This is a genomic window from Curtobacterium ammoniigenes NBRC 101786 (genome assembly GCF_001571045.1).
GTDB classification, from domain to species: domain Bacteria; phylum Actinomycetota; class Actinomycetes; order Actinomycetales; family Microbacteriaceae; genus Curtobacterium; species Curtobacterium ammoniigenes.
Genome location: NZ_BCSV01000007.1, coordinates 20,196 through 39,981, shown reverse-complemented (window position 1 = coordinate 39,981; position 19,786 = coordinate 20,196). Strand labels below are relative to the sequence as shown.

General features: G+C 68.2%; 16 protein-coding genes. 9 read left to right on the top strand and 7 right to left on the bottom strand.

Going from position 1 to position 19,786, the window contains the following annotated elements:
- The first annotated feature begins 8 nt into the window (after positions 1–8).
- Together CAM01S_RS13265 and purB are read left to right on the top strand one after the other, a co-directional pair.
- The gene (locus CAM01S_RS13265) at positions 9–530 is read left to right on the top strand and encodes a low molecular weight protein-tyrosine-phosphatase (RefSeq protein WP_066522760.1); all 522 of its coding nucleotides are present in this window, start codon (positions 9–11) and stop codon (positions 528–530) included.
- Positions 530–1,915, top strand: coding sequence for an adenylosuccinate lyase (purB, locus tag CAM01S_RS13260; RefSeq protein ID WP_066522754.1), 1,386 nt, complete (start codon positions 530–532; stop codon positions 1,913–1,915). The genes CAM01S_RS13265 and purB overlap by 1 nt, the downstream gene beginning before the upstream one ends.
- A 214-nt stretch (positions 1,916–2,129) precedes the next feature.
- Here purB and CAM01S_RS13255 read toward each other — a convergent pair whose 3' ends face one another.
- From CAM01S_RS13255 to CAM01S_RS13240, 4 genes are all read right to left on the bottom strand, one after another.
- Positions 2,130–2,381: a hypothetical protein gene (locus CAM01S_RS13255; protein ID WP_066522753.1), complete on the bottom strand. Its 252-nt coding sequence runs from the start codon at positions 2,379–2,381 to the stop codon at positions 2,130–2,132.
- Positions 2,378–3,019 (bottom strand): hypothetical protein, encoded by a 642-nt coding sequence (locus CAM01S_RS13250; RefSeq protein WP_066522751.1) that lies wholly within the window; start codon positions 3,017–3,019, stop codon positions 2,378–2,380. Before CAM01S_RS13250 ends, CAM01S_RS13255 begins: the two co-directional genes overlap by 4 nt.
- A 165-nt stretch (positions 3,020–3,184) precedes the next feature.
- Positions 3,185–5,077, bottom strand: coding sequence for a DUF11 domain-containing protein (locus CAM01S_RS13245; RefSeq protein ID WP_066522745.1), 1,893 nt, complete (start codon positions 5,075–5,077; stop codon positions 3,185–3,187).
- 107 nt (positions 5,078–5,184) lie between these two features.
- A complete protein-coding gene (locus tag CAM01S_RS13240) occupies positions 5,185–6,813 on the bottom strand; it encodes a glycoside hydrolase family 13 protein (protein ID WP_066522743.1) in 1,629 nt (542 codons plus the stop codon).
- Positions 6,814–7,001: 188 nt separating this feature from the next.
- Here CAM01S_RS13240 and CAM01S_RS13235 point away from each other — a divergent pair, with 188 nt between their 5' ends.
- The 4 genes from CAM01S_RS13235 to CAM01S_RS13220 all read left to right on the top strand — a co-directional run bounded on the left by CAM01S_RS13235 (position 7,002) and on the right by CAM01S_RS13220 (position 12,979).
- Positions 7,002–7,511: a MarR family winged helix-turn-helix transcriptional regulator gene (locus CAM01S_RS13235; protein ID WP_066522740.1), complete on the top strand. Its 510-nt coding sequence runs from the start codon at positions 7,002–7,004 to the stop codon at positions 7,509–7,511.
- 134 nt (positions 7,512–7,645) lie between these two features.
- A complete protein-coding gene (locus tag CAM01S_RS13230) occupies positions 7,646–10,747 on the top strand; it encodes a fibronectin type III domain-containing protein (RefSeq protein WP_066522737.1) in 3,102 nt (1,033 codons plus the stop codon).
- Positions 10,748–10,927: 180 nt separating this feature from the next.
- The gene (locus CAM01S_RS13225) at positions 10,928–11,728 is read left to right on the top strand and encodes an SDR family NAD(P)-dependent oxidoreductase (RefSeq protein ID WP_066522736.1); all 801 of its coding nucleotides are present in this window, start codon (positions 10,928–10,930) and stop codon (positions 11,726–11,728) included.
- Between the two features lie 54 nt (positions 11,729–11,782).
- Entirely contained in the window at positions 11,783–12,979 is a 1,197-nt protein-coding gene (locus CAM01S_RS13220; protein ID WP_066522734.1) for an NAD(P)/FAD-dependent oxidoreductase, read from the top strand.
- On the opposite strand, the gene CAM01S_RS13215 is transcribed toward CAM01S_RS13220, so the two are convergent.
- Positions 12,939–13,856, bottom strand: coding sequence for an alpha/beta fold hydrolase (locus CAM01S_RS13215; RefSeq protein WP_066522733.1), 918 nt, complete (start codon positions 13,854–13,856; stop codon positions 12,939–12,941). The genes CAM01S_RS13220 and CAM01S_RS13215 overlap by 41 nt on opposite strands.
- A 149-nt stretch (positions 13,857–14,005) precedes the next feature.
- Positions 14,006–14,878 (bottom strand): SMP-30/gluconolactonase/LRE family protein, encoded by an 873-nt coding sequence (locus CAM01S_RS13210; RefSeq protein WP_066522730.1) that lies wholly within the window; start codon positions 14,876–14,878, stop codon positions 14,006–14,008.
- A gap of 57 nt (positions 14,879–14,935) precedes the next feature.
- Here CAM01S_RS13210 and CAM01S_RS13205 point away from each other — a divergent pair, with 57 nt between their 5' ends.
- The 3 genes from CAM01S_RS13205 to CAM01S_RS13195 all read left to right on the top strand — a co-directional run bounded on the left by CAM01S_RS13205 (position 14,936) and on the right by CAM01S_RS13195 (position 18,621).
- Positions 14,936–16,816 (top strand): glycoside hydrolase family 15 protein, encoded by a 1,881-nt coding sequence (locus tag CAM01S_RS13205; RefSeq protein ID WP_083528052.1) that lies wholly within the window; start codon positions 14,936–14,938, stop codon positions 16,814–16,816.
- A gap of 116 nt (positions 16,817–16,932) precedes the next feature.
- Positions 16,933–17,496 (top strand): fumarylacetoacetate hydrolase family protein, encoded by a 564-nt coding sequence (locus CAM01S_RS13200; protein ID WP_373277712.1) that lies wholly within the window; start codon positions 16,933–16,935, stop codon positions 17,494–17,496.
- Between the two features lie 168 nt (positions 17,497–17,664).
- Positions 17,665–18,621, top strand: a complete 957-nt coding sequence (locus tag CAM01S_RS13195; RefSeq protein WP_066522724.1) for a sugar phosphate isomerase/epimerase family protein — start codon at positions 17,665–17,667, stop codon at positions 18,619–18,621.
- A gap of 63 nt (positions 18,622–18,684) precedes the next feature.
- Here the strand turns inward: CAM01S_RS13195 and ku are convergent, their stop codons facing one another.
- Positions 18,685–19,773: a non-homologous end joining protein Ku gene (gene ku / locus CAM01S_RS13190; RefSeq protein WP_066522873.1), complete on the bottom strand. Its 1,089-nt coding sequence runs from the start codon at positions 19,771–19,773 to the stop codon at positions 18,685–18,687.
- Between the last annotated feature and the right edge of the window lie 13 nt (positions 19,774–19,786).

Here is a 19,786-nt window from a genome sequence, read left to right as displayed (position 1 = left end):
ATGTGCGCATGACCTCCGGCGCCGCTGCATCCGCGTCGTCGCCGTTCCGGGTGTCGTTCGTCTGCAGCGGGAACATCTGTCGGTCGCCGATGGCGGAGATCGTCTTCCGCTCACTGGCGGACCAGGGCGGTGTGGGTGATCGCTTCGTCATTCAGTCCGCCGGTACCGGCGACTGGCATGTGGGCGAACCGGCGGATGAGCGGACGATCGCAGCGCTCGCTGCGCGCGGATACGATGGTTCCAGGCATCGCGCCCGCCAGTTCGACCCGGACCGGTTCCCGGATCTCGACTTGGTGGTCGCACTCGACCGCTCCCACGAGCGCATCCTGCGTTCGTGGGCACCTACGATGGACGACGCCGCGAAGGTGACGCTCCTGCTGCGGTACGACTCCGCCTGGCCACAGCACGTCGACGTGCCCGACCCGTACTATGCGGATCGGCGTGAGTTCGATCGCGTTCTCGGAATCGTCGAACACGCGTGTGTGGCCCTGTTCCAGCAGATCGAGCCGGCCGTCCGCCAGGGAGTCTGATGTCACCCCTTCCTCCGCAGCCGATCAGCCCGCTCGACGGTCGGTACTTTCCCGTCGTGCACACGCTCGGCGATCACCTGTCGGAGGCGGGCCTGAACCGGGCACGCGTTCGCGTCGAAGTCGAGTGGCTGATCTTCCTGACGGATCACGCGATGTTCACGACGTCGCCACTGGCTTCCGACGATGCGGCCGCGCTGCGCCGCATCGTCGACGAGTTCGATGCATCGAGCATCGCGGACCTCGCTGAGATCGAAGCGACGACCCGACACGATGTGAAGGCGGTCGAGTACTTCGTGCGAGCTCGCCTCCACGATCTCGGCCTCGACTCGATCGCCGAGCTGACGCACTTTGCCTGCACCAGCGAGGACATCAACAATCTCTCGTACGCCCTGACGATCCGCGACGCGGTGCAGGGGGTGTGGTTGCCGGCATTCCGCGCCGTGATCGAACGTCTGCGCGAATCGGCGCTTGCGCTTCGGTCGGTTCCGATGCTCGCGCACACCCACGGCCAGCCGGCGACGCCCACGACGCTCGGCAAGGAGCTCGCCGTCGCGGTGTACCGACTCGAGCGTGTGCTGGGGCAGATCGAGGACAGCGAGTATCTCGGCAAGTTCTCCGGCGCGACGGGCACGTTCTCGGCGCATGTCGCGGCCGATCCGGAGGCGGACTGGCCGGCCCTGTCGCGGGCGTTCGTGGAGTCGCTCGATCTGACCTGGAATCCGCTGACGACCCAGATCGAGTCGCACGACTGGCAGGCCGAGCTCTATGACCGGGTGCGGCACGCGAACCGGATTCTGCACAACCTGGCGACGGACGTGTGGACCTACATCTCCATGGGGTATTTCACGCAGATCCCGCAGGCCGGAGCGACGGGGTCGTCGACCATGCCGCACAAGATCAATCCGATCCGGTTCGAGAACGCGGAGGCGAACCTCGAGATCTCGTCTGCACTGTTCTCGACGCTCTCCGAGACGCTCGTGACATCGCGACTGCAGCGCGATCTCACCGACTCGACCACGCAGCGGAACATCGGGGTCGCATTCGGGCACTCGCTGCTCGCGCTCGACAACCTCCGGCGCGGCCTCGGCGAGATCGCCGTGAACGAGTCCCGGTTGGCGGAGGATCTCGATGGCAACTGGGAGGTGCTCGCGGAGGCGATCCAGACGGTCATCCGCGCGGAGGTCACCGCCGGTCGCTCGCACATCGCGGACCCTTACGCCATGCTCAAGGAGCTGACGCGCGGCCGCCGGGTCGGCGCGAGCGAACTCGCATCGTTCGTGAACGGCCTCGACATCTCCGACGGCGCCAAGGCGCGGCTCGCACGGCTCACGCCGGCCGCATACACCGGCGTGGCGGACGAGTTGGTCGACCACCTCGACGTCTGACCGCGGGAGTCCGCTCGGCGCGCCGTGGTGAACGTGGAAGTGCACCGTGCCTGAGGCGGGTTGGCCACGCGTCTGAGGCGGCAATGCCGCGCCTGAGGCGAGTTCGCCGGGTCTGAGGCGAGTTCGCCGGGTCTGGGGCGAATTCGCCGGGCCTGAGGCGGCAAGGTGGTGCCTCAGGGGCGGCCTGCCGCGCCTCAGGCGGCCTCGCCCGACCTCAGTGGTCGTCGGGCGATGAGTCCCGGTGGCCGCCGAGCATGTCGTTGTCGTCCTGATCGCTCGCCGATGCGAGCTGCAGCATCGCCAGGACCACGACGACGACGATGAAGGCGACGCACATGAAAATGGTGCCGAGGTTGATCTGTCGCGTGGACATCAAGACCACGACGCCGACGAACACGGCGATGATTGCGGAGATGCCGAGCAGTTCGACGGGGCGGAGCCGGTCGCGGCGGGTGGGTGCGGTCATGCGGGCGGAGCTCCATTCGGGGAGGACGGCTGCGTCGCTGCCGTTCCCCACTTGTGCGAGAGACCGGCGATGATGTGGAACACCGCGGTCAGGGCGAGATAGGCGCCGAGAAACCCGACGACGATGACGGACGCGTCAAGGGTTCCCTGCACATGTTCGATGCCGCCGAGCGCCTTTCGGTATCCGGTGGGAGTCAGTGCGACGACGATCGCGAGCAGGATTCCGAGACCGCCGATCGTCTGCCAGTCGCGCGCGAAGGGGCCGTCTCGACGGCTTGCAAGTCCGTTGGCGAGTTCGAGGCCGCCAACGACCAGTCCGAACACGACGGCCACCCATTTGAATCCGGCCACCCCGGCGCCGATGAGGAGCACGGCGACGATCGCGAGGACGATCTCGATTGCGCCTTGCACGCGGTTGTTGAGTGCGTCGCGACGCGTCGGCACGCGTCCGGCCGCGACGAGTTCGAGGATCAGGCCGTCGACCACTGCGAACGTCGCGAAGAGGACGAGACCCAGTCCGGCGGCGTGATTCGCCGAGAAGGTGATGATGAGCGCGACGACCGCTGCGGGGACGGCGCGGAGCACCGGGACCAGCCAGTACCGCGATCGCGGTTCGGCGGCATCCGCGGGGTTGGTCACAAAATCTCTTTCGGGTCGATGCGGGAGGCCCGTCCATGGTACCGCCGCCGTGCTCCCTCCCAGATTCGGTCGCGTTCCGATGCTGTGCGTGCGTGCAGCGCCGCGTGATCGCACGCGCTCGCCCCGGACGAGGTCGCATGACACCGGCCGGGGCGAGCGCTTCGCCTACGAGACTCGGCGCCGCGCGCTCCATGCGAGGGCGAGGCCGATCAGCACGGCGCTCGCGGCGATCCCCCCGAGTGCGCCGAGCCCGCTGGCTCCGGTATAGGCGAGCGCGGAGGGCCGTGCTGGGGGCCGCGGATTCGTGCCTCCGTCGACGACGGGAGTGGTGGGCGTCGGCGATGGCGCTTCGGTCGGCGGCTCGATGGTTCCACCACCGTGCTCGACGGGCGGGAGCACGACCGGCTCGGACGGTTTGCCGTCGTCCGGGTCGGTCGGCGACGTGGCGGTCGCGATGTTCTCGACGTCCGACCCGTCGCCTCGGTACTCAGCATCGAGCTGCGCACGGAACCGGAACTCGTGGCGCTCACCGGGTTGGAGCGTGACATCCGACGTGCAGGTCACGAGGCGGCCGGCCGCTTCGCAGCCGCTCTCGGAGCTGATGAATGTCATCTCCTCCGGAAGCGGGTCGTGCGCGCCGACGCGCTCGAGCGGAACGCCTCCGACATTGATCGCTCCGATCGCATATTCGACCTCGTCTCCCGGGTGCAGCACCGCCGCGTCGCCGACGAGCGACACCGACTTGTCGGTCTCGAGGGCTGGTCCGGCTGTGACTGACGCGGTGCCGCGCGACACGTTGTTCGTCTCGTCGGTGTCCGCCCGCGACGGCGGGGTGGTGATAGAAGCCACCGCGTTCACGTCGGTCGACTCGGGATCGACCGTGCCCGTGACAGTAAACGTCGCGCCACTGTCGTTCTCGAGGTCGACCGTTGTCATGATCGAAGTCGAGGAGCCCAGCGCGCCGGAACTGGCCCCGCAGGAGGCGCCACGATCGGCCTGGCAGGTCCAGTGCACGTCCGACAACTCGGCCGGTGGCTCGATCTCGACGGGCGCACCGGCGGCAGCGTTCGGCCCGTCGTTGTGCACCACGACGTTGTACGAATACTGTCCGCCGGCCACGGCTTCTGGCATCACATGCTCGGACCGGAGGTCCGTCGGGACCCAGACGCTCAACTGCGCCACCTCGTGACGATTCACGAACGAACCGGTCGACGCCGACAGCCCGACGCGAAGCGTCTCGGGCAGGAGCGCCTGATCGGCGCCCTCGATCGGCACGTTGTCGAGCACCGTGAGGAGATCGTCACTGGAGGCGGATGTCACCCGGACGGTCAACCGGATGTGACCCGTGCCGTCCGGAAGCAGTGAGACACGGACAACGCGGGCGTTCGCGCGATTCTGTGTGTCGACCCCATCTGGCAGTGCCCGATTCGTGAGGAACCGATAGCCGTTCGTGCCGTCTCCACTGCCGCGAAGCGCGACGTGGTCGGGAGCCTGCCCCGGACCCGACCCGTTCAGCGACCGGGAGAAGTTGCCGTACCTGTCGAAGGCAAGCCCGAGGTACGCGCCGGGCAGGCCCGGGGTGTCGCACAACCCGAAGTCGCCGGAGGAGTCGGAGCATCCATAGCCCATCGACGCGCCGTATTCTCCGACGCCCTGCGGAGCGTCTCCGTCGGAAAGGGACAGCAGGATGCCGTCCGCGCCTTTATCGCCGCCCCACATCGCGTACCGGAACTCGATCTCGAGCCCGAGCGAGGTGGGAAAGACCCCATCCGTGGACCAGGCACCCGCCTGGTTGTGTTCGGCACCGGTGAGGAGGAGCCACCCGTCCTCCGTCCGGGCGTCGCCCGACAGCGAGCCGCCCGAGGCATCGTCGAACGTGGTCGTGAAGGGAAAGGTGAGCGCTTCGGCGCTCGCAGGTTCGACGGAACCGACCAGTGCGGGCGCGAGAACCGCAGCAGCGGCCGCCCAGGCGATGATCAGGCCCCGACGACGGCGCCGCTCGCGGCGACGTCGTGTGGTTCGTTCCGGTGGCCGTGGAGATGGGTGTGGGGTACTCATGCGCCCATGCTCGGAGACCCTCGAGGAGGGTGCGCCGGGGGCGAGGGAACATGCGGATGCGTTGCCGCGCCTCCAGAGTGTGGAGGAACAGCGGAGCGGGCTCGTCGCTAGTCGACCATCCAGACCGTCGTCTCACCCGGGAGGAGGTTGCCGACGACGGGGCCGGACGACAGCGCCACGCGACCGGGTGGCAGCGGGACGGGGTTCACCCCGAAGTTCGTGTAGCTTCGCCAGCCGTCGTGCCGCGCGAACGCGACGACCTGGGGATCCGCGTCGAGCCAATGCAGCTCCTCGCCCCGCTGCAGCTCGCGTCTCAGCGCCAGCGCGGACCGGTAGAGGTGCAGTGTCGAGTGCGGTGACTGCTCCTCCGCCTCGACGCTGCTCCGACCGAAGTCCGCGGGCTGCGGGAGGTGCGGTGCGACCGATCCGAACCCGAACGACGGACCGCTGCGAGTCCACGGGATCGGCACACGGCAGCCGTCCCGCCCCTTGCGCTGATGCCCGGTGCGGATCCAGATCGGATCCTGCAGATCCGCGGGTGGGATGGCGGCCGCCTCGTGGAGACCCAGCTCCTCGCCCTGATAGTGGTAGGAGGACCCGGGGAGCGCGAGTTGCAGCATGGACGCCGCCCGGGCGCGCCGCAGGCCGCGCGCCGCGTCCACGGGCGGCACGGTTCCATCGGAGAGCAGCCACGCCGTGGTGTCCGTCCCCTCGGGCAGGCCGTACCGCGTTGCATGGCGGATGACATCGTGGTTCGAGAGCACCCACGTCGTCGATGCGCCCGACTGCTCGGCCATCGCCAGATTCTGCGCGATGATCGTCCGGAATTCGGAGGGATCGAACGGCGCCTCGAGCAGATCGAAGTTGAACGCCTGACCGAGCTCCGTCTTCCGTGCGTACAGCACTCGGCGTGGCGCCGGCACCCACGCTTCCGCGACAGCATTGCGAGGAGGCTCGTACTCGTCGAACACGCGCCGCCACGTTGCGAAGATGTCATGCACCGCGTCACGGTCGTACAGCGGGTCCGTCCCGTTCAGCGGCAGGTGGTCTTGGTCGGAGGGGCGATAGGGAACGGTCAGGTCCTTTGCCAGTCCGTGCGCCACATCGACTCGGAATCCGTCGACGCCACGATCCGACCAGAACCGGATCGTCTGCTCGAAGTCGGCCCTGACTTCCGGGTTCGTCCAGTCGAAGTCGGGCTGCTCGGGTGCGAACAGGTGCAGGTACCACTGACCGTCCGGCACCCTGGTCCACGCGCTCCCGCCGAAGTTCGAGACCCAGTCCGATGGCGGCAGACTCCCGTCGGCTCCCGCGCCGTCCCGGAAGATGTAGCGGGCTCGCTCCGCCGAGCCGGCTCCGGCGGCGAGCGCCTCCTGGAACCACGCGTGCTGATCCGACGAATGATTCGGAACGACGTCGACGACGACGCGGATGCCCGCTTCGTGACACGCGGAGACCATTGCGTCGAAGTCGTCGAGCGTCCCCAAGCGGGGATCGACGTCACGGTAATCCGCGACATCGTACCCACCGTCCGCAAGCGGCGACGGGTAGAACGGGCTCAGCCAGATAGCGTCCACGCCGAGCGCCCGCAGATACGGGACACGACTGGTGACCCCGCGGATATCGCCCAGTCCATCCCCGTTCGCGTCGGCGAAGCTGCGCGGATAGACCTGGTAGACCACGGCTTGTCGCCACCAGTCGGCATCGGGACGGATCCCGCTCGACGCGGAGGTCATTGCAGACGCTTGGGAACTCACGCGGCTACCGTACCGGGCCGAGACAACGAGGCGACACAGCCCGAGAAGACGGCCCCTGGCTGACACGAAGCGCTGGGGCAACCCGAACTGGTGCACGGGCACGCGCAGATTCGGGATCCGGCCGCTTCCCTAGATCACCTAGCAACCAGAAGGTCTACGATACTTGCATGTCAACGCAGGAGACGGTCGGAGCCTCTGGGTACTGGTACCCGCCGGACGATTCGACCCGTCGCAGCGTTGATGTCCTCAACGCCCTACGTCGATATCGTGCCGCCGAGACAGCGATGCGGCGCCGGACGCGCGACTCCATGCGCATGGGCGAAACCGACCTTCTCGCCGTGCGGTACCTCCTTTCGGCGCAGCGCGCCGGGCGCGCCGTCAGTCCGAAGGACCTCGCGGCATATCTGAAGATCTCGTCGGCCTCGACGACGATCCTCATCGACCGACTCGTGAAGAGCGGCCACGTGCAGCGCCAGCCGCATCCCACGGACCGCCGCGCGCTCATCATCGTCGCGACATCCGAGACGGACGCCGAGGTACGGGCAACGCTCGGACCCATGCACAAACGGATGATGGGCATCGCCGAATCGCTCTCCCCGACGGACGCGGCGATCGTGGCGTCGTTCCTCGAGCGCATTCGCGACGCGGTCGACGCGGTCGAGCCCTCCGCAGAGTAGCGAGCACAACGCGCATTGGGCGCTGGCCGGCCGGACTACCGCGCCGCTCGGCCAACCCTGCCGTTCGCTCCATTCTGATATTTTACATGGGACATGTTTGCCCGTCCGGGGCGAACCGCGATGAAAGAGATCCCATGTTCCTTCGACGACGAACCGCCCGCGGGGCGATCGCGCTGCTCGTCAGTGGCGCGACCCTCCTGGGCGCGCTCGCCAGCGGCCCGCCTGCGGTCGCCGCCCCTGCCACAGATGCCACTGTGGTCCCCCGCTCCTCAACCGAATGGACCGTGCGCGAGTCGCTCCACGGATCCCTCACCTGCTCCGCGAACGGCGTTCTCGTCGCGCGGTCGCACGCGGGCGACGAGAACGGTACGACGACGTACCGGTGCGCGGACGTGTTCGTTGGCACAGCCAAGGCGGTCGTCTCCGATGCGTCTTGGACCAGCGTGGGCCGAGAGAGTTGGTCCGACTTCACCTGTCCGGACGACACTGTGCTCGTCGGCCGCTCGCACGTCGGTGATGAGAACGGCGAGACGCGCTACCAGTGTGCAACGCTGCAGGTCGCGGGCGCATCCCTGAAGCGGTCCGATGTCCAGGCTGCGCCTGCGGTCAAGGAGTCCGGGCACGCGTTCGATGCTCCGACCGGCGCAGTACTCGCCGGGCGTCGACACGACGGTGACGAAAACGGGGCGACCATCTATCGCTCGGCGACGCTCACGACTCGGCCGACGTTGCCCGTCGTCAAGCCGACGATCACGCTCCTGGAGCAGGTCGGAGCATCCACAGACGTTCTCATTGGTTGGAGCCGGAATCCGTTTCCGATCCAGGGCTATGAAATCCTCCGCGACGGGGAGGTCGTTCGGTCCGGGATCGGCCAGGGCTCCGTGTCCGTGACAGTGCGAGGCCAAGAGCCCGGGAGGGCGTACTCGTTCGCAGTACGGGCCGTTCGTGCCGACGAAACCGCAACCTCCGACGCGCAGACGCTGACGATTCACGGGGACGTCCTGCACGCGGACGATGGAGAACCGGTCGCACTCGATCGAGCTGCACCGACCGCGGTTCCGTTCATCCTCTCGGTGAGGGCGCCGCTGACGTCGCTGGATGCCACGATCCGCGTGTCTGCCGCTCCCGGCGCGCGAATCAGCGCCGACCAGTCGTTCGTCGTGCTGAACTACCGGAAGCCCGGCGAAACAGGTTGGTCGCCGGCGAGAAGCGCAACGGTCACCGCATCGGTCGCCGAGAACGGTGACACCGCCTCGTTCCGCATCACGACGAGTGGGAGCTTCGCCCTGCCGACCGACGCACTCTTCCGCCTCGATCCTCGATTCGATGTCACCGCGGGAGCGGCCCAGCAGTCGAGCCGCGCCGAATTCCATTTGACCGGATCAACAAACGCGGGCGCGTCCGACGCTAGCGCCGCGACCGAACTCGTCATCCCCCAGGGGGAACCCCTTCGGCCGATCGACGCCGGTCCGGTGACCCTCGACCGATCCGGAACGACGTCGGTACCGGTCACCGTCGCCACGAACGATGCGATCACCGCGCTCTGCATCACGATTGTCGGGACCGCACCGGACAATGCCCGGTTCGGCACTGCCGTCAATCCTGTCGCCGTCATGTTCCGGCGCCCCGGTGCCTCCGGCTGGTCCTCGGCGCCGGCGACGGCCTCCGGATTCATCAACGAAGACGGCACGCGAGCCGAGTACCTCCTGCGCACTGCCCCCGAGTTCAGCGTGCCGAGGAACACCGAGATCCGGATCCGACTCGCCGTCAACGTTCCGGACGACGCGACGCCGGGCACCGGCGCACTCGCCTTCACCGTCACCGGCTCGACCAGCGCCGGTGAGACCGACATCACCGGCCAGACCTCGACCCTGGTCACCGGCGTCGAAGCCGCGCAGGCGGTGACCGCAGGTCCGATCGCGCTGAGCCACGAGGCGGGAGCACCGGTCCCCGCCACGTTCCGCGCGATTCGGCCGATCACGTCGCTCGACAGTGTCGTAACGCTCAATGCGCCCGACGGAGCCCGGTTCGTGACCGATCAGCCGGTGCCGCCGGTGGAATACCGACTCCCGAACACGGAGGAGTGGCGACAAGCCGCTTCCGCCACAGCGACCGGAAGCATCGCTCTTGACGGTCGCCGGGCCGAGTATCGAATCCAGACGCGGAGCGGGTTCTCGCTGCCGAGGCAGGCGGAGTTCCGCATCGCGCCAACCGCGATCGCGGACGCTCAGGGACGACCCGGCGACGCGGAGGTCTCCTTCTCGGGAGTCGGCTCCACCAACCTCGGTCCGACCGATACCGCCGGGCGAACGACGGTGACGATTCCGGCTCGTCTGCTTCCACCGACGACGCCGGACGGGGTCGTCGCGGGTCAGTTGGGCATCGTGCATCAGGACGACGTCACCGTGTTCTGGGATCCGTCGACCGACCCCGACGGATCGGTCGTCGCATACGAGCTGCGAGAGATCGGTCTCACGGACGGATCACTCCAGGAGCGCCATATCGATGCGGAACCCGAACCGCAGTACACGTTCGACACACCGCACATCGCCGCTGGTCGCTATCGCTATGAGATCCGCGCGATCGACAACGACGGCTTGACGTCGGAGTGGGGCATCATCGACGAGCCGTACCAGGTCGTCGACATCACCGCACCGAGCATTCCGACGAATGTGCACGGCGAGAATCCAACGCAGAACACGGTGGACCTCGTCTGGGACCCCTCGCGCGACAACGTCGGCGTGGTCGGCTACCTCGTTCAGGTCGACGGCACGCCCCTTCGCGAACCGGTCCGTGACACGCGCGTGACGCTCACGGGGCTCCAGCCAGGACGCTCCTACCTGGTCGCCGTCTCCGCTTACGACGCCGCCCAAAACGTGTCGTCTCGCAGCTACGCGACGGTCTTCACAGCCGATCCGATTCTCACCCCCGGAACGCCGACGAACATCGCTGTGGCGAGCCGCCATGACCTCGACCCTGCCCAGTGGCAGGTGACGTGGACGCAGCCTGACGATCTGGCGGTCTCCTGGCGCATCCGCGTGCGCCGAACGGCACCGGGAGGCTACGACGAGACGTTCACGGTTGCGCGACGGCCCGGCGCACCGCTGCAACACCTGTTCGCCGATGCCCCGCTGGAGCGCGGCACCGACTACTCCGTGAGCGTCAGCGCCATCGGCGCAGACGACAGTGCATCTCCGGAAAGCGAGGTGCGTCACTTCACGACGGCGAACCCCTGATCTGTCGAGCTTCGGCTGCAGCCCGCGGCGCTGTCCTCCCGTCCCAGGGGTGGGGGACAGCGCCGCGGTGGTCACTGGGCGCGCACCAGGCCCGCGCGAGTAGACCGAACGGGCCGAGATCCGGCACCGCACCCGCACCCAGGCTGCGGCCGTCTCCGCCTGACCAGCAAAGGAACGACTATGGACCTCGGAATCTCCGGCCGCACGGCGCTCATCTTCGGAGGTGACTCCGGGATCGGCTGGTGCACCGCCCGAGTTCTTCTGCAGGAGGGCGCCACGGTCATCCTCTCGGACGTCGACCAGGACGAACTCGATGCCGCCGCGCAGAAGCTTGAGGCGAATCCGGGCCGGCTCTTCGCGATGGCCGCGGACGTGACAGACCCGGCGAGCCTCGCGCGCCTCCATGCCGACATCGCCGAGCGCGTCGGCGCGGTGGACATCCTCGTGCAGTCATCCGGAGTGACCGGTGCTCAGGGTCAGTTCCACGAGATCGACGAGGACGGGTGGCGCACGACGATCGACATCGATCTCCTCGGCCCCGTGTGGATCACTCGCGAGTTCCTGCCCGATCTTCGGGCCGGAGGCTGGGGTCGCCTCGTCTACCTGGTCAGCGAGGATGCTGTGCAGCCCTACGACGACGAGCTGCCCTACTGCGCGGCGAAAGCGGGTGTCCTGTCCATGGCGAAAGGACTGTCGCGGAGCTACGCGACGGAGGGTCTTCTTGTGAATACCGTCTCTCCCGCGTTCATCCACACCCCGATGACCGACGCGATGATGGAGAAGCGCGCGGAGCAGCTCGGCTCCTCCTTCGACGACGCGGTCGACTCGTTCCTCGACGAGGAGCGGCCGTTCCTCGCCCAGCACCGTCGCGGTGAGCCGGAAGAGGTGGCGAATGTGATCGCGTTCTTGTGCAGCGACCGATCCTCGTTCGTGAACGGCTCCAACTACCGGGTCGACGGCGGGTCGGTCGCCACCATCTGAGCGCAGGACTCAAGACCCAACCGACGATCACCGCGCGAAGAGTATGACGGCGGTATGAGCGACTACACGTACCTGATCATCGGCGGGGGGATGGCCGCGGACGCAGCCGCCCGCGGCATTCGCGAGATCGACGCGGATGGCAGAATCGGGATCCTCAGCGCCGACATGGACCCGCCCTATGCCCGACCTGCCCTGTCGAAGAAGCTCTGGACCGACCCGGACTTCTCGTGGCCGGATCAGGTCGATCTGCACACTGCGGACGACACCGGCGCCGACATCCGACTGCAGACCGTCGTCACCGCCATCGATCGCGACGCGCACGTCGTCGCGACGGCGGGCAGTGATCGGTTCGGATACGAGAAGCTGCTGATCGCCACCGGCGGCCGTCCGCGTTCGCTGCCGGGCCTCGAACCGTCGGACCGTGTCATCGCCTACCGAAGCGCGCACGATTATCGACGGGTCCGCGAGCTCGCCGCCGCGCACGCCACGATTGCCGTGGTCGGGGGCGGATACATCGGGTCGGAGATGGCATCGGCGCTCGCGCAGAACAACGCGCAGGTCACGTTCATCACACCCACCGAGCGGGTCGGCGCGCAGATGTTCCCCAGGGACCTCGCCGAAGCATTCCATCAGCACTTCGTCGACGCAGGCGTCGATGTGCGCGCCGGCCGCCGAGTCGTCGATGCCTCCGAGGGGGCGGAAGACGTCACGCTGACACTGGACGATGGGACGACGGTCCGGGCAGCGGCGGTCGTCGTGGGATTCGGCATCGACCCGATCGACGACCTCGCGGCCGCAGCGGGGCTCGCCGTCGACGATGGCGTGATCGTCGACGATCGACTCCGGACTGCGGACCCGGATATCTTCGCCGCCGGCGATATCGCCCACTACCCGGACATGCTGCTCGGCGAGCGACGCGTCGAGCACGTGGACAACGCTCAGCACCAGGGCCGGCAGGCGGGCCGCAACCTCGCCGGAGCGAATGAGCCGTACGCGTACACGCCGATGTACTACTCGGACGTCTTCGACATGGGCTACGAAGCGGTCGGTCGCCTAGACGCGTCCCTGGAGACGGTGGAGGACTGGGCCGACCCGACGAAGCAGGGGGTCGTCTACTACCTCGACGACGGGGTCGTCTGCGGCGTGCTGCTCTGGAACGTCTGGGACAAGACGGACAACGCCCGGCAGGTCATCGCTGAGGCGAACGCGCTTACTGCAGACGATCTTCCGGGGACGATTCCGTTCGACTGACGGCGTCCGGCTCCGACGAGGCACGTCCGAACCGCTCGCGCACGCGGTCCCGGAGGATCTCCCACCGCTCGGATCCCGAAAGCGTGTCGAGGGAGGCGTCCGCGCTCTCCTCCCCGACGCGCTGCAGCGATGCCACCCCGCGATCCTCGATCGCTCCATCGGCGAACGCCACGATGAGGGCCGCGACAGCGGTCGGTTGCGACGCCGACGCGTAGTGCCCGGCGCCGATGACCTCGCGGATCACGCCGTATGGAAGGGCGCGGGCGAGTTCGCGCAGCGCGGACCGCGGGACGACGGCATCGTGTTCGCCACGAATCAGCAGAACGCGCGAGCGAATCGTCGGCGCACAGGCGCCGATGTCGAAGCGAAGACTGCGGACGAGGAGCCGTATCACGGGGAAGCGGAGCAGCAGGAGCGCGACGAACGCAGTCCACCGGATACGTGCCGGTTCACGTCGCACGCTCTGCGCAAGCCGGACCAGCGTCTCGCTGACGGTGCGCGCCTCCGGATCGACGCCGGGAGCGATCATCACGACGTCGTTCCAGTCGGACCGACGCGCTGCGACGGCCGCAACGCACGCCGCTCCCACGGTCTCCCCGACGATGATCGGGTCGGTGATTTCCAGCGAATCGATGGTGGATTCGAGCGCGGTCGCGACGGTCTCGACGGAGAGGTCACGACCGCCGGGCGGGAGCGGCTGCGCCCCGAACCCCGGGAGCTCGACGCTGAATACCGGGTGGCGCTCGCCCAGGAGCTCGACGAAGCGATCGGCATCCGTCACGCGGGCTGCGGTTCCGCGAACGAGCACGATCGGCCGTCCGCGTTCCGCGCCGGTTCGCTCGACGACAAGGGCACCCGCCGGGGTGGGATCGGTCACAATGCCTCCGAAGTAGGTGGAGGGCGATCCTACCGAGCGCTCCCCCGGACGGGTGTCATTCGAATCGGCGGGCCCGACAGGTGTCATTCGGGACGGCGGGCCGGACGGGGGTCATTCGAATCGGCGGGTCGGGACGCGGACGGCGGCAGTCATGCTGCGAATCGGAAGGCGGGCCTCCCGTGCACTCGCGTCGGCACGGCATACACGGAGCCAGCCGTCGGATGGCGCTCCAGGTGCTCCTCCGTCAGGTTTTCACGCGACGACCCGATGAACAGGGTCGACATGTCGTCGCCGCCGAACGCGACGGAGGTGACGCCGGAGACGGGCACCTCGACCGTCTCAAGGTGCGAGCCGTCCGGCCCGAACCGCTCCACGCGGGAGCCGCCGTTGATGGCGCTCCAGAAGCAGCCCTCGTCATCGCGCGCGAGTCCGTCGTGCTTGCCGGCGGTGATGAAGGGTTCGAGTTCGCCGAGGTCGCCGTCGGGCCCGTAGTCGGCCCGATAGATCGTCGACGTCTCGGTGTCGGTCACGTACATGGTGGCGCCGTCGTCCGACCACTCGAAGCCGTTCGTGATGCCGAACCCGCCGCGCAGTACCCGCACCGCACCATCCGGCTCGACCGCGTAGAGCGCCGCGTTCGGCGCCTCCTTGTCGATCACCATGCTGCCCACGACGAACCTGCCGAACGGATCGCATTTACCCTCGTTGAGTCGCATGCCCGGCGCGGCGTGTTCGATCGTGGCGATCGTCTCGACCATCGCACCGGCAGCGTCCGTGAGGATCACGCGATCCTGCAGTGCTGCGACGAACCCGCCGGCAGCGCGGGGTTGGAACGATGCCAGCGGTGGCGGCAGCGGACTGCTCCCCGCGATCGTGCCCGCGGAGTCCGTCGCGTGCAGGACACCGAGCCCGATGTCGGTGAACCACAGCAGGCTCCGTTCCGGGTCCCACACGATGCTCTCCGAGATCGTCGACCGGGAATCACAGAACAGCCGGACTGATCCGGTAATCGCACGCTCCATGCTTCTGGTGTACCCCCACCGCCACGCATGCACTCGGAGCGGAGTTGCATAGAGCGCATGCAGACATATCCGAATGAGGCCGAGCGCAGCGCAGACGGTGATGTCGAGTCACGGGTGGACGGGTACGCGCCGATTCGCTCCTACGCGGCGATCGGGGATGGCCGCACGATCGGCCTGATCGCGCGCGACGGTCGTGTGGATTGGCTGCCGGTCCCGTCGCTGGACGCACCGCCCGTCTTCGCCGCGATTCTCGACAGCGAGCACGGCGGACACATCGCACTCCGGCCCACGGGTCCCGCATCCGTGGAGCGGCACTACCACCCGGGCACCAACGTGCTCGTCACCACCTGGACGACCGACACCGGGTCCTGCACCGTCACCGACGCGATGATCACCGGCGTCGCCGGGCGGCTCCCGTGGCTCGAGTTCGGTCGATGCGTGCAGGGCGTCGACGGTGAGGTCGAGCTGGAATGGGCTGTCGAGCCGGGCACCATGCTCGGAACGGCGACCCCGGTGCGCCACGACACCGGGAACGGTCCGGTCGTCGCGATCGACGGGGTCACCATCGCGATCGTCGAGCGCGGGTTCGAGCCGGTCCACGAAGACGGGCCTCGGTTCTCGGGCCGCTTCCTCACGCAGGCGGGATCGCAGCACATCTTGACCATCGTCGGAACACGCGACGAGCCGGTGTATCGACCTGACCCCGGCGACAGCATGCGCGGAATCGACCGCACCCTCCAGAACTGGGAGGACTGGTCTCGAGAGTTCTCCTACACCGGACCGTGGGCGGAGGCGGTGCAGCGGAGCGCGCTCGCCCTCAAGCTGCTGATCTACGCACCCACCGGAGCAATCGCGGCGGCCGGAACCACGAGCCTCCCGGAGAACGAGCACGGCGGCAAGAACTGGGACTACCGATTCGCCTGGGTGCGCGACCTGTCGTTCACCGTTCGGTCGCTCTATTGGTTCGGCCTCCGGGAGGAGCCGCACGCGGCAGTGTCCTGGGTCCTGCGCACCATTGCCGAACACGGCGACGGCATGCCGATCTTCTACACGCTGGAAGGCGAGAAGGCCGACGGTGTGCACCACAGGGACGTGCCCGGCTGGCGGGGTATCGGACCCGTCGTGGAAGGGAATGCCGCGTCGCATCAACTGCAGCTCGGCGTCTACGGCGACGTGTTCGAGGTGATGCGGGGGTACGTCGCGAACGGCAACGTGCTCGACCGCCACACGGCCGACGTGCTCGAAGGACTTGCGGACGACGCGTGCAAGCGCTGGCCCGAGAAGGACAGCGGGCTCTGGGAGCTCAGCGAGCAGCAGCACTATGTGTCGAGCAAGATCGGCTGCTGGCAGGCGCTCGACGCGGCAATCGAGTTGCACGATAAAGGCCAGCTCCACGGTGACCGCGAGGGGTGGGTTCGGAACCGCGAACTCATCGAGGAGTGGGTCAGCGAGCATGGGTGGAGCGAGGAACGGCAGAGCTACGTCATGTACGCCGGGTCCGACAAGCTCGACACGTCGATGCTCCTGCACTCGGCGGCATTCGATCGGGGGGCGCGGATGAACGCGACGATCGACGCGATCCTCAAGGAACTGAGCGTGGGCCCCTTGGTCTACCGCTACTCGGGAATGGCGGCGGAAGAGTCGCCGTTCGTCGCCTGCTCCTTCTGGCTTGCGAGCGCGATGGCGAGCGTCGGGCGCATCGACGAGGCGGTCGCGCTGATGAACGCGATGATCGACCAGGCGAACGATGTCGGCCTGTATAGCGAGATGATCAGTGCCGACACCGGCGCGTTCATGGGGAACGTTCCGCAAGGGCTGTCCCACCTCGCGCTCATCCACGCGGCTATCCACATCGCGGACGAGGCCGAGGAGGCTCGCCACAAGGAAGCCGATGCAACGAGCGACGGCCAGAAGGACGGGGAGAAGATAACGGCGTGAGCGATCTCGTCATCCCAGCCCCGAGCCTCCCGACCGTCCCGACGACCACGGGAGGCGCGTTCCCCGTCCGGCGCATCTATTGCGTCGGCCGCAACTACGCCGCCCACGCTCGTGAGATGGGCCACGACCCGGACCGTGAGCCGCCGTTCTTCTTCACAAAGCCTGCGGACGCGATCGTCGTGCATGGCGAGGCCGTGCCATATCCGCCGCAGACCGCGCAGCTCGAGTACGAGATCGAGCAGGTGGTCGCCATCGGAGTCGGCGGGTCGGATATCGCAGCGGCGGACGCACTCGCACACGTGTGGGGCTACGCGGTCGGAATCGATCTGACCCGCCGTGACCTTCAGGCGGAGGCGAAGCGGCTGGCGCGCCCGTGGGACCTCGCGAAAGGCTTCGACGCCTCGGCGCCGATCGGCGCGCTTCGGCCCGCGAACGGAGTCGACCCGGCGCGGGGGGCGATCGAACTGCGTGTCGACGGTGTCGTCCGGCAGCGCGGTGACCTGGCCGACATGATCTGGCCGGTCGCCGATGTGATCGCCGCGCTCTCGCGCACGGTACGGCTCGAACCCGGTGACCTCGTGTTCACGGGGACACCGGACGGCGTCGGGCCGGTCACCCCTGGGCAGGAGCTCTCCGGGTCGCTCGATGGTGTCGGAACCGTGCACGCCCGAATCGTGTGAACGCCAGCCGGCGGGCGGGTGACGGCGTCTCGCAGCCCCGCTCCCAGGTCGCTGCCCGGGCCGCACCTGCGTTTCGGTGCGGTGACTGGACGCGGACTCAGGAAGAGCGGGTAGACAGAGCGACCGTGGGCGCCGTCAGGTGGCGACCGCGAAACTGGGGAGGCCGCCGTGGAAGAACACGACCTGCTCGCGACCGCGTGGACGACAGCGGGCGGCGTACGCCCCGGTGACGCCGACGAGCGGTGCGCGATCCCGATCGAGATCCGTATCGCCGAGGTCGCCGCGGCCGGATTCGCGGGCATCGGTCTCGGCATGCACGACCTCCACGCGCTCCGCGGCTCCATCGGCTTCCGCGCGCTGCAGCGAATGCTCGATGACGCCGGCATCGTCTGGGTGCAGCTCGGCACGCTCGACCACTGGTGGGCCGACGGGCCGCTCCGCGACCGGAGCGACGCCGACCGCGGAGTGCTGTTGGAGGCCGCGGCGACGCTTCGTGCCTCCCACGTGATCGTCGCCGCAGACACGTCGCCGACCCCGAGCACGCCCGACGCGATGCTGCACGCGTGGCACCATCTCGCCGCCCAGGCCGAGACGGTCGGCGCCCAGCTGGTGCTGGAACCGGTGCCGTGGTCGAACCTGCCGACGATCGAACGGGCCGCCCGCTTCGTGCGGAGCGCCGACCACCGGAACGGTGGCCTGCTCGTCGACGCCATGCACGTACTGCGCGGCGGGTCGACGCTCGCGTCGCTGCGCGACGCCCTCGACCCGCGGTCCGTGTTCGCGGTGGAACTCTCAGACGGTTTGCTGTCCACCCCGAGCGGGCTGACGCTCGCGGACGAGAGTCGCGATGCGCGCTACGTGCCCGGAAGCGGGGCGTGGGATCTGCCCGGGTTCATCCGCACGATGCGGTCGCTTGGGTTCGATGAGCCGTGGGGTGTCGAAGTCTGCACGCCAGCGCACCGAGCCATGCCGCTCGAGCAGTCGCTGCGAACCGTCGCAGCGGCGACGCGCGCCGTACTTGACGCTGCTGACGCGATCGGGGGCCCGGCCGCCCCGCCGATGCCGTCGACGCCCGCCCCGACGTCAGCGGTGGACTTCGACGTCCATCAGCGCCCCGCGCGATAAGGAGCCCGCTGCGACCATCGCAGTCGCATCGGTGGCGGATATCAAGGCGTCAGGTCACGACGCTCAGGAGGCCCGCGACCGCGATTTCGCGGTGCGCGGCTTCGCGTCCGCCGCGTCGCTGGACTTCGCTCGCGCCTTCGATCCCCCGCGCGCTGACGACTTCTTCGTGTCGGACGGTCCGGCACCGGCTGCCGTGCTGCCCGCGGAGCGTGAACCGCTCGCCCGCCCACCCGACGACCGCGAGGCGGACTTCTTTCCGCCAGACGATGCGTCGGCGGCCGAATTGTCGGAATCGCCGGAATCGTCGGCCGAGTCGGCACGCGCGCTCCCGCCGGATCGGCTCGACGACGACCCGGACGACTTGGCGCGCTTCCGATCGACCGAAGCGCGAAGGGCTGCCATGAGGTCGATGACGTCGCCGCCGTCGTCAGCGCTCCCCTCCGCGCGCTCGCCGAACGTCTGGGCGGTGTCGACGTCGTCGCCCGCTTCGAGCTTCGCGTCGATGAGCTGCTGCAGCTCGACCTGATATTCGTCCGTGTACTTGTCCGGTTCGAAATCGGACGACATGCTCTCGACGAGCGACGACGACATCTTCAGTTCGTTGGCGCTCACCTTCGTGTCGCCGCCGAGCGCAGGGAAGTCGGCCTCGCGCACCTCGTCGGACCAGAGCAGCCCCTGGAGGAGCAGGACGTCGCCGTGGACGCGGAGGGCGCCCAGGCGCGTCTTCTGCCGAAGCGTGAACTGCACGATGGCCGTCCGGTCCGTGCGCTCCAGGGTTTCCCGCAGGAGGACGTACGCCTTCGGCGAGCGCGAATCCGGTTCGAGGTAGTACGACTTCTCGAACAGCATCGGGTCGACCTGCTCAGTGGGCACGAACTCGAGGACCTCGATCTCGTGCGACTGCTCCTCTGGTAACTGCTTGAAATCGTCCGGCGTCAGGATGACCGTCTTCTCGCCGTCGTCATACGCGCGCTGGATGTCGCCGTAGTCGACCTCGTGCCCGAACTCGCAGACCCGCTTGTACCGGATACGGCCTTTGTCCTCGGCATGCACCTGGTGCAGGGACACGTCGTGCGTCTCCGTCGCGGCGTACACCTTGATAGGGACGTTCACCAGCCCGAACGCGATGGATCCCTTCCAGATCGACCTCATGACGGCCATGATC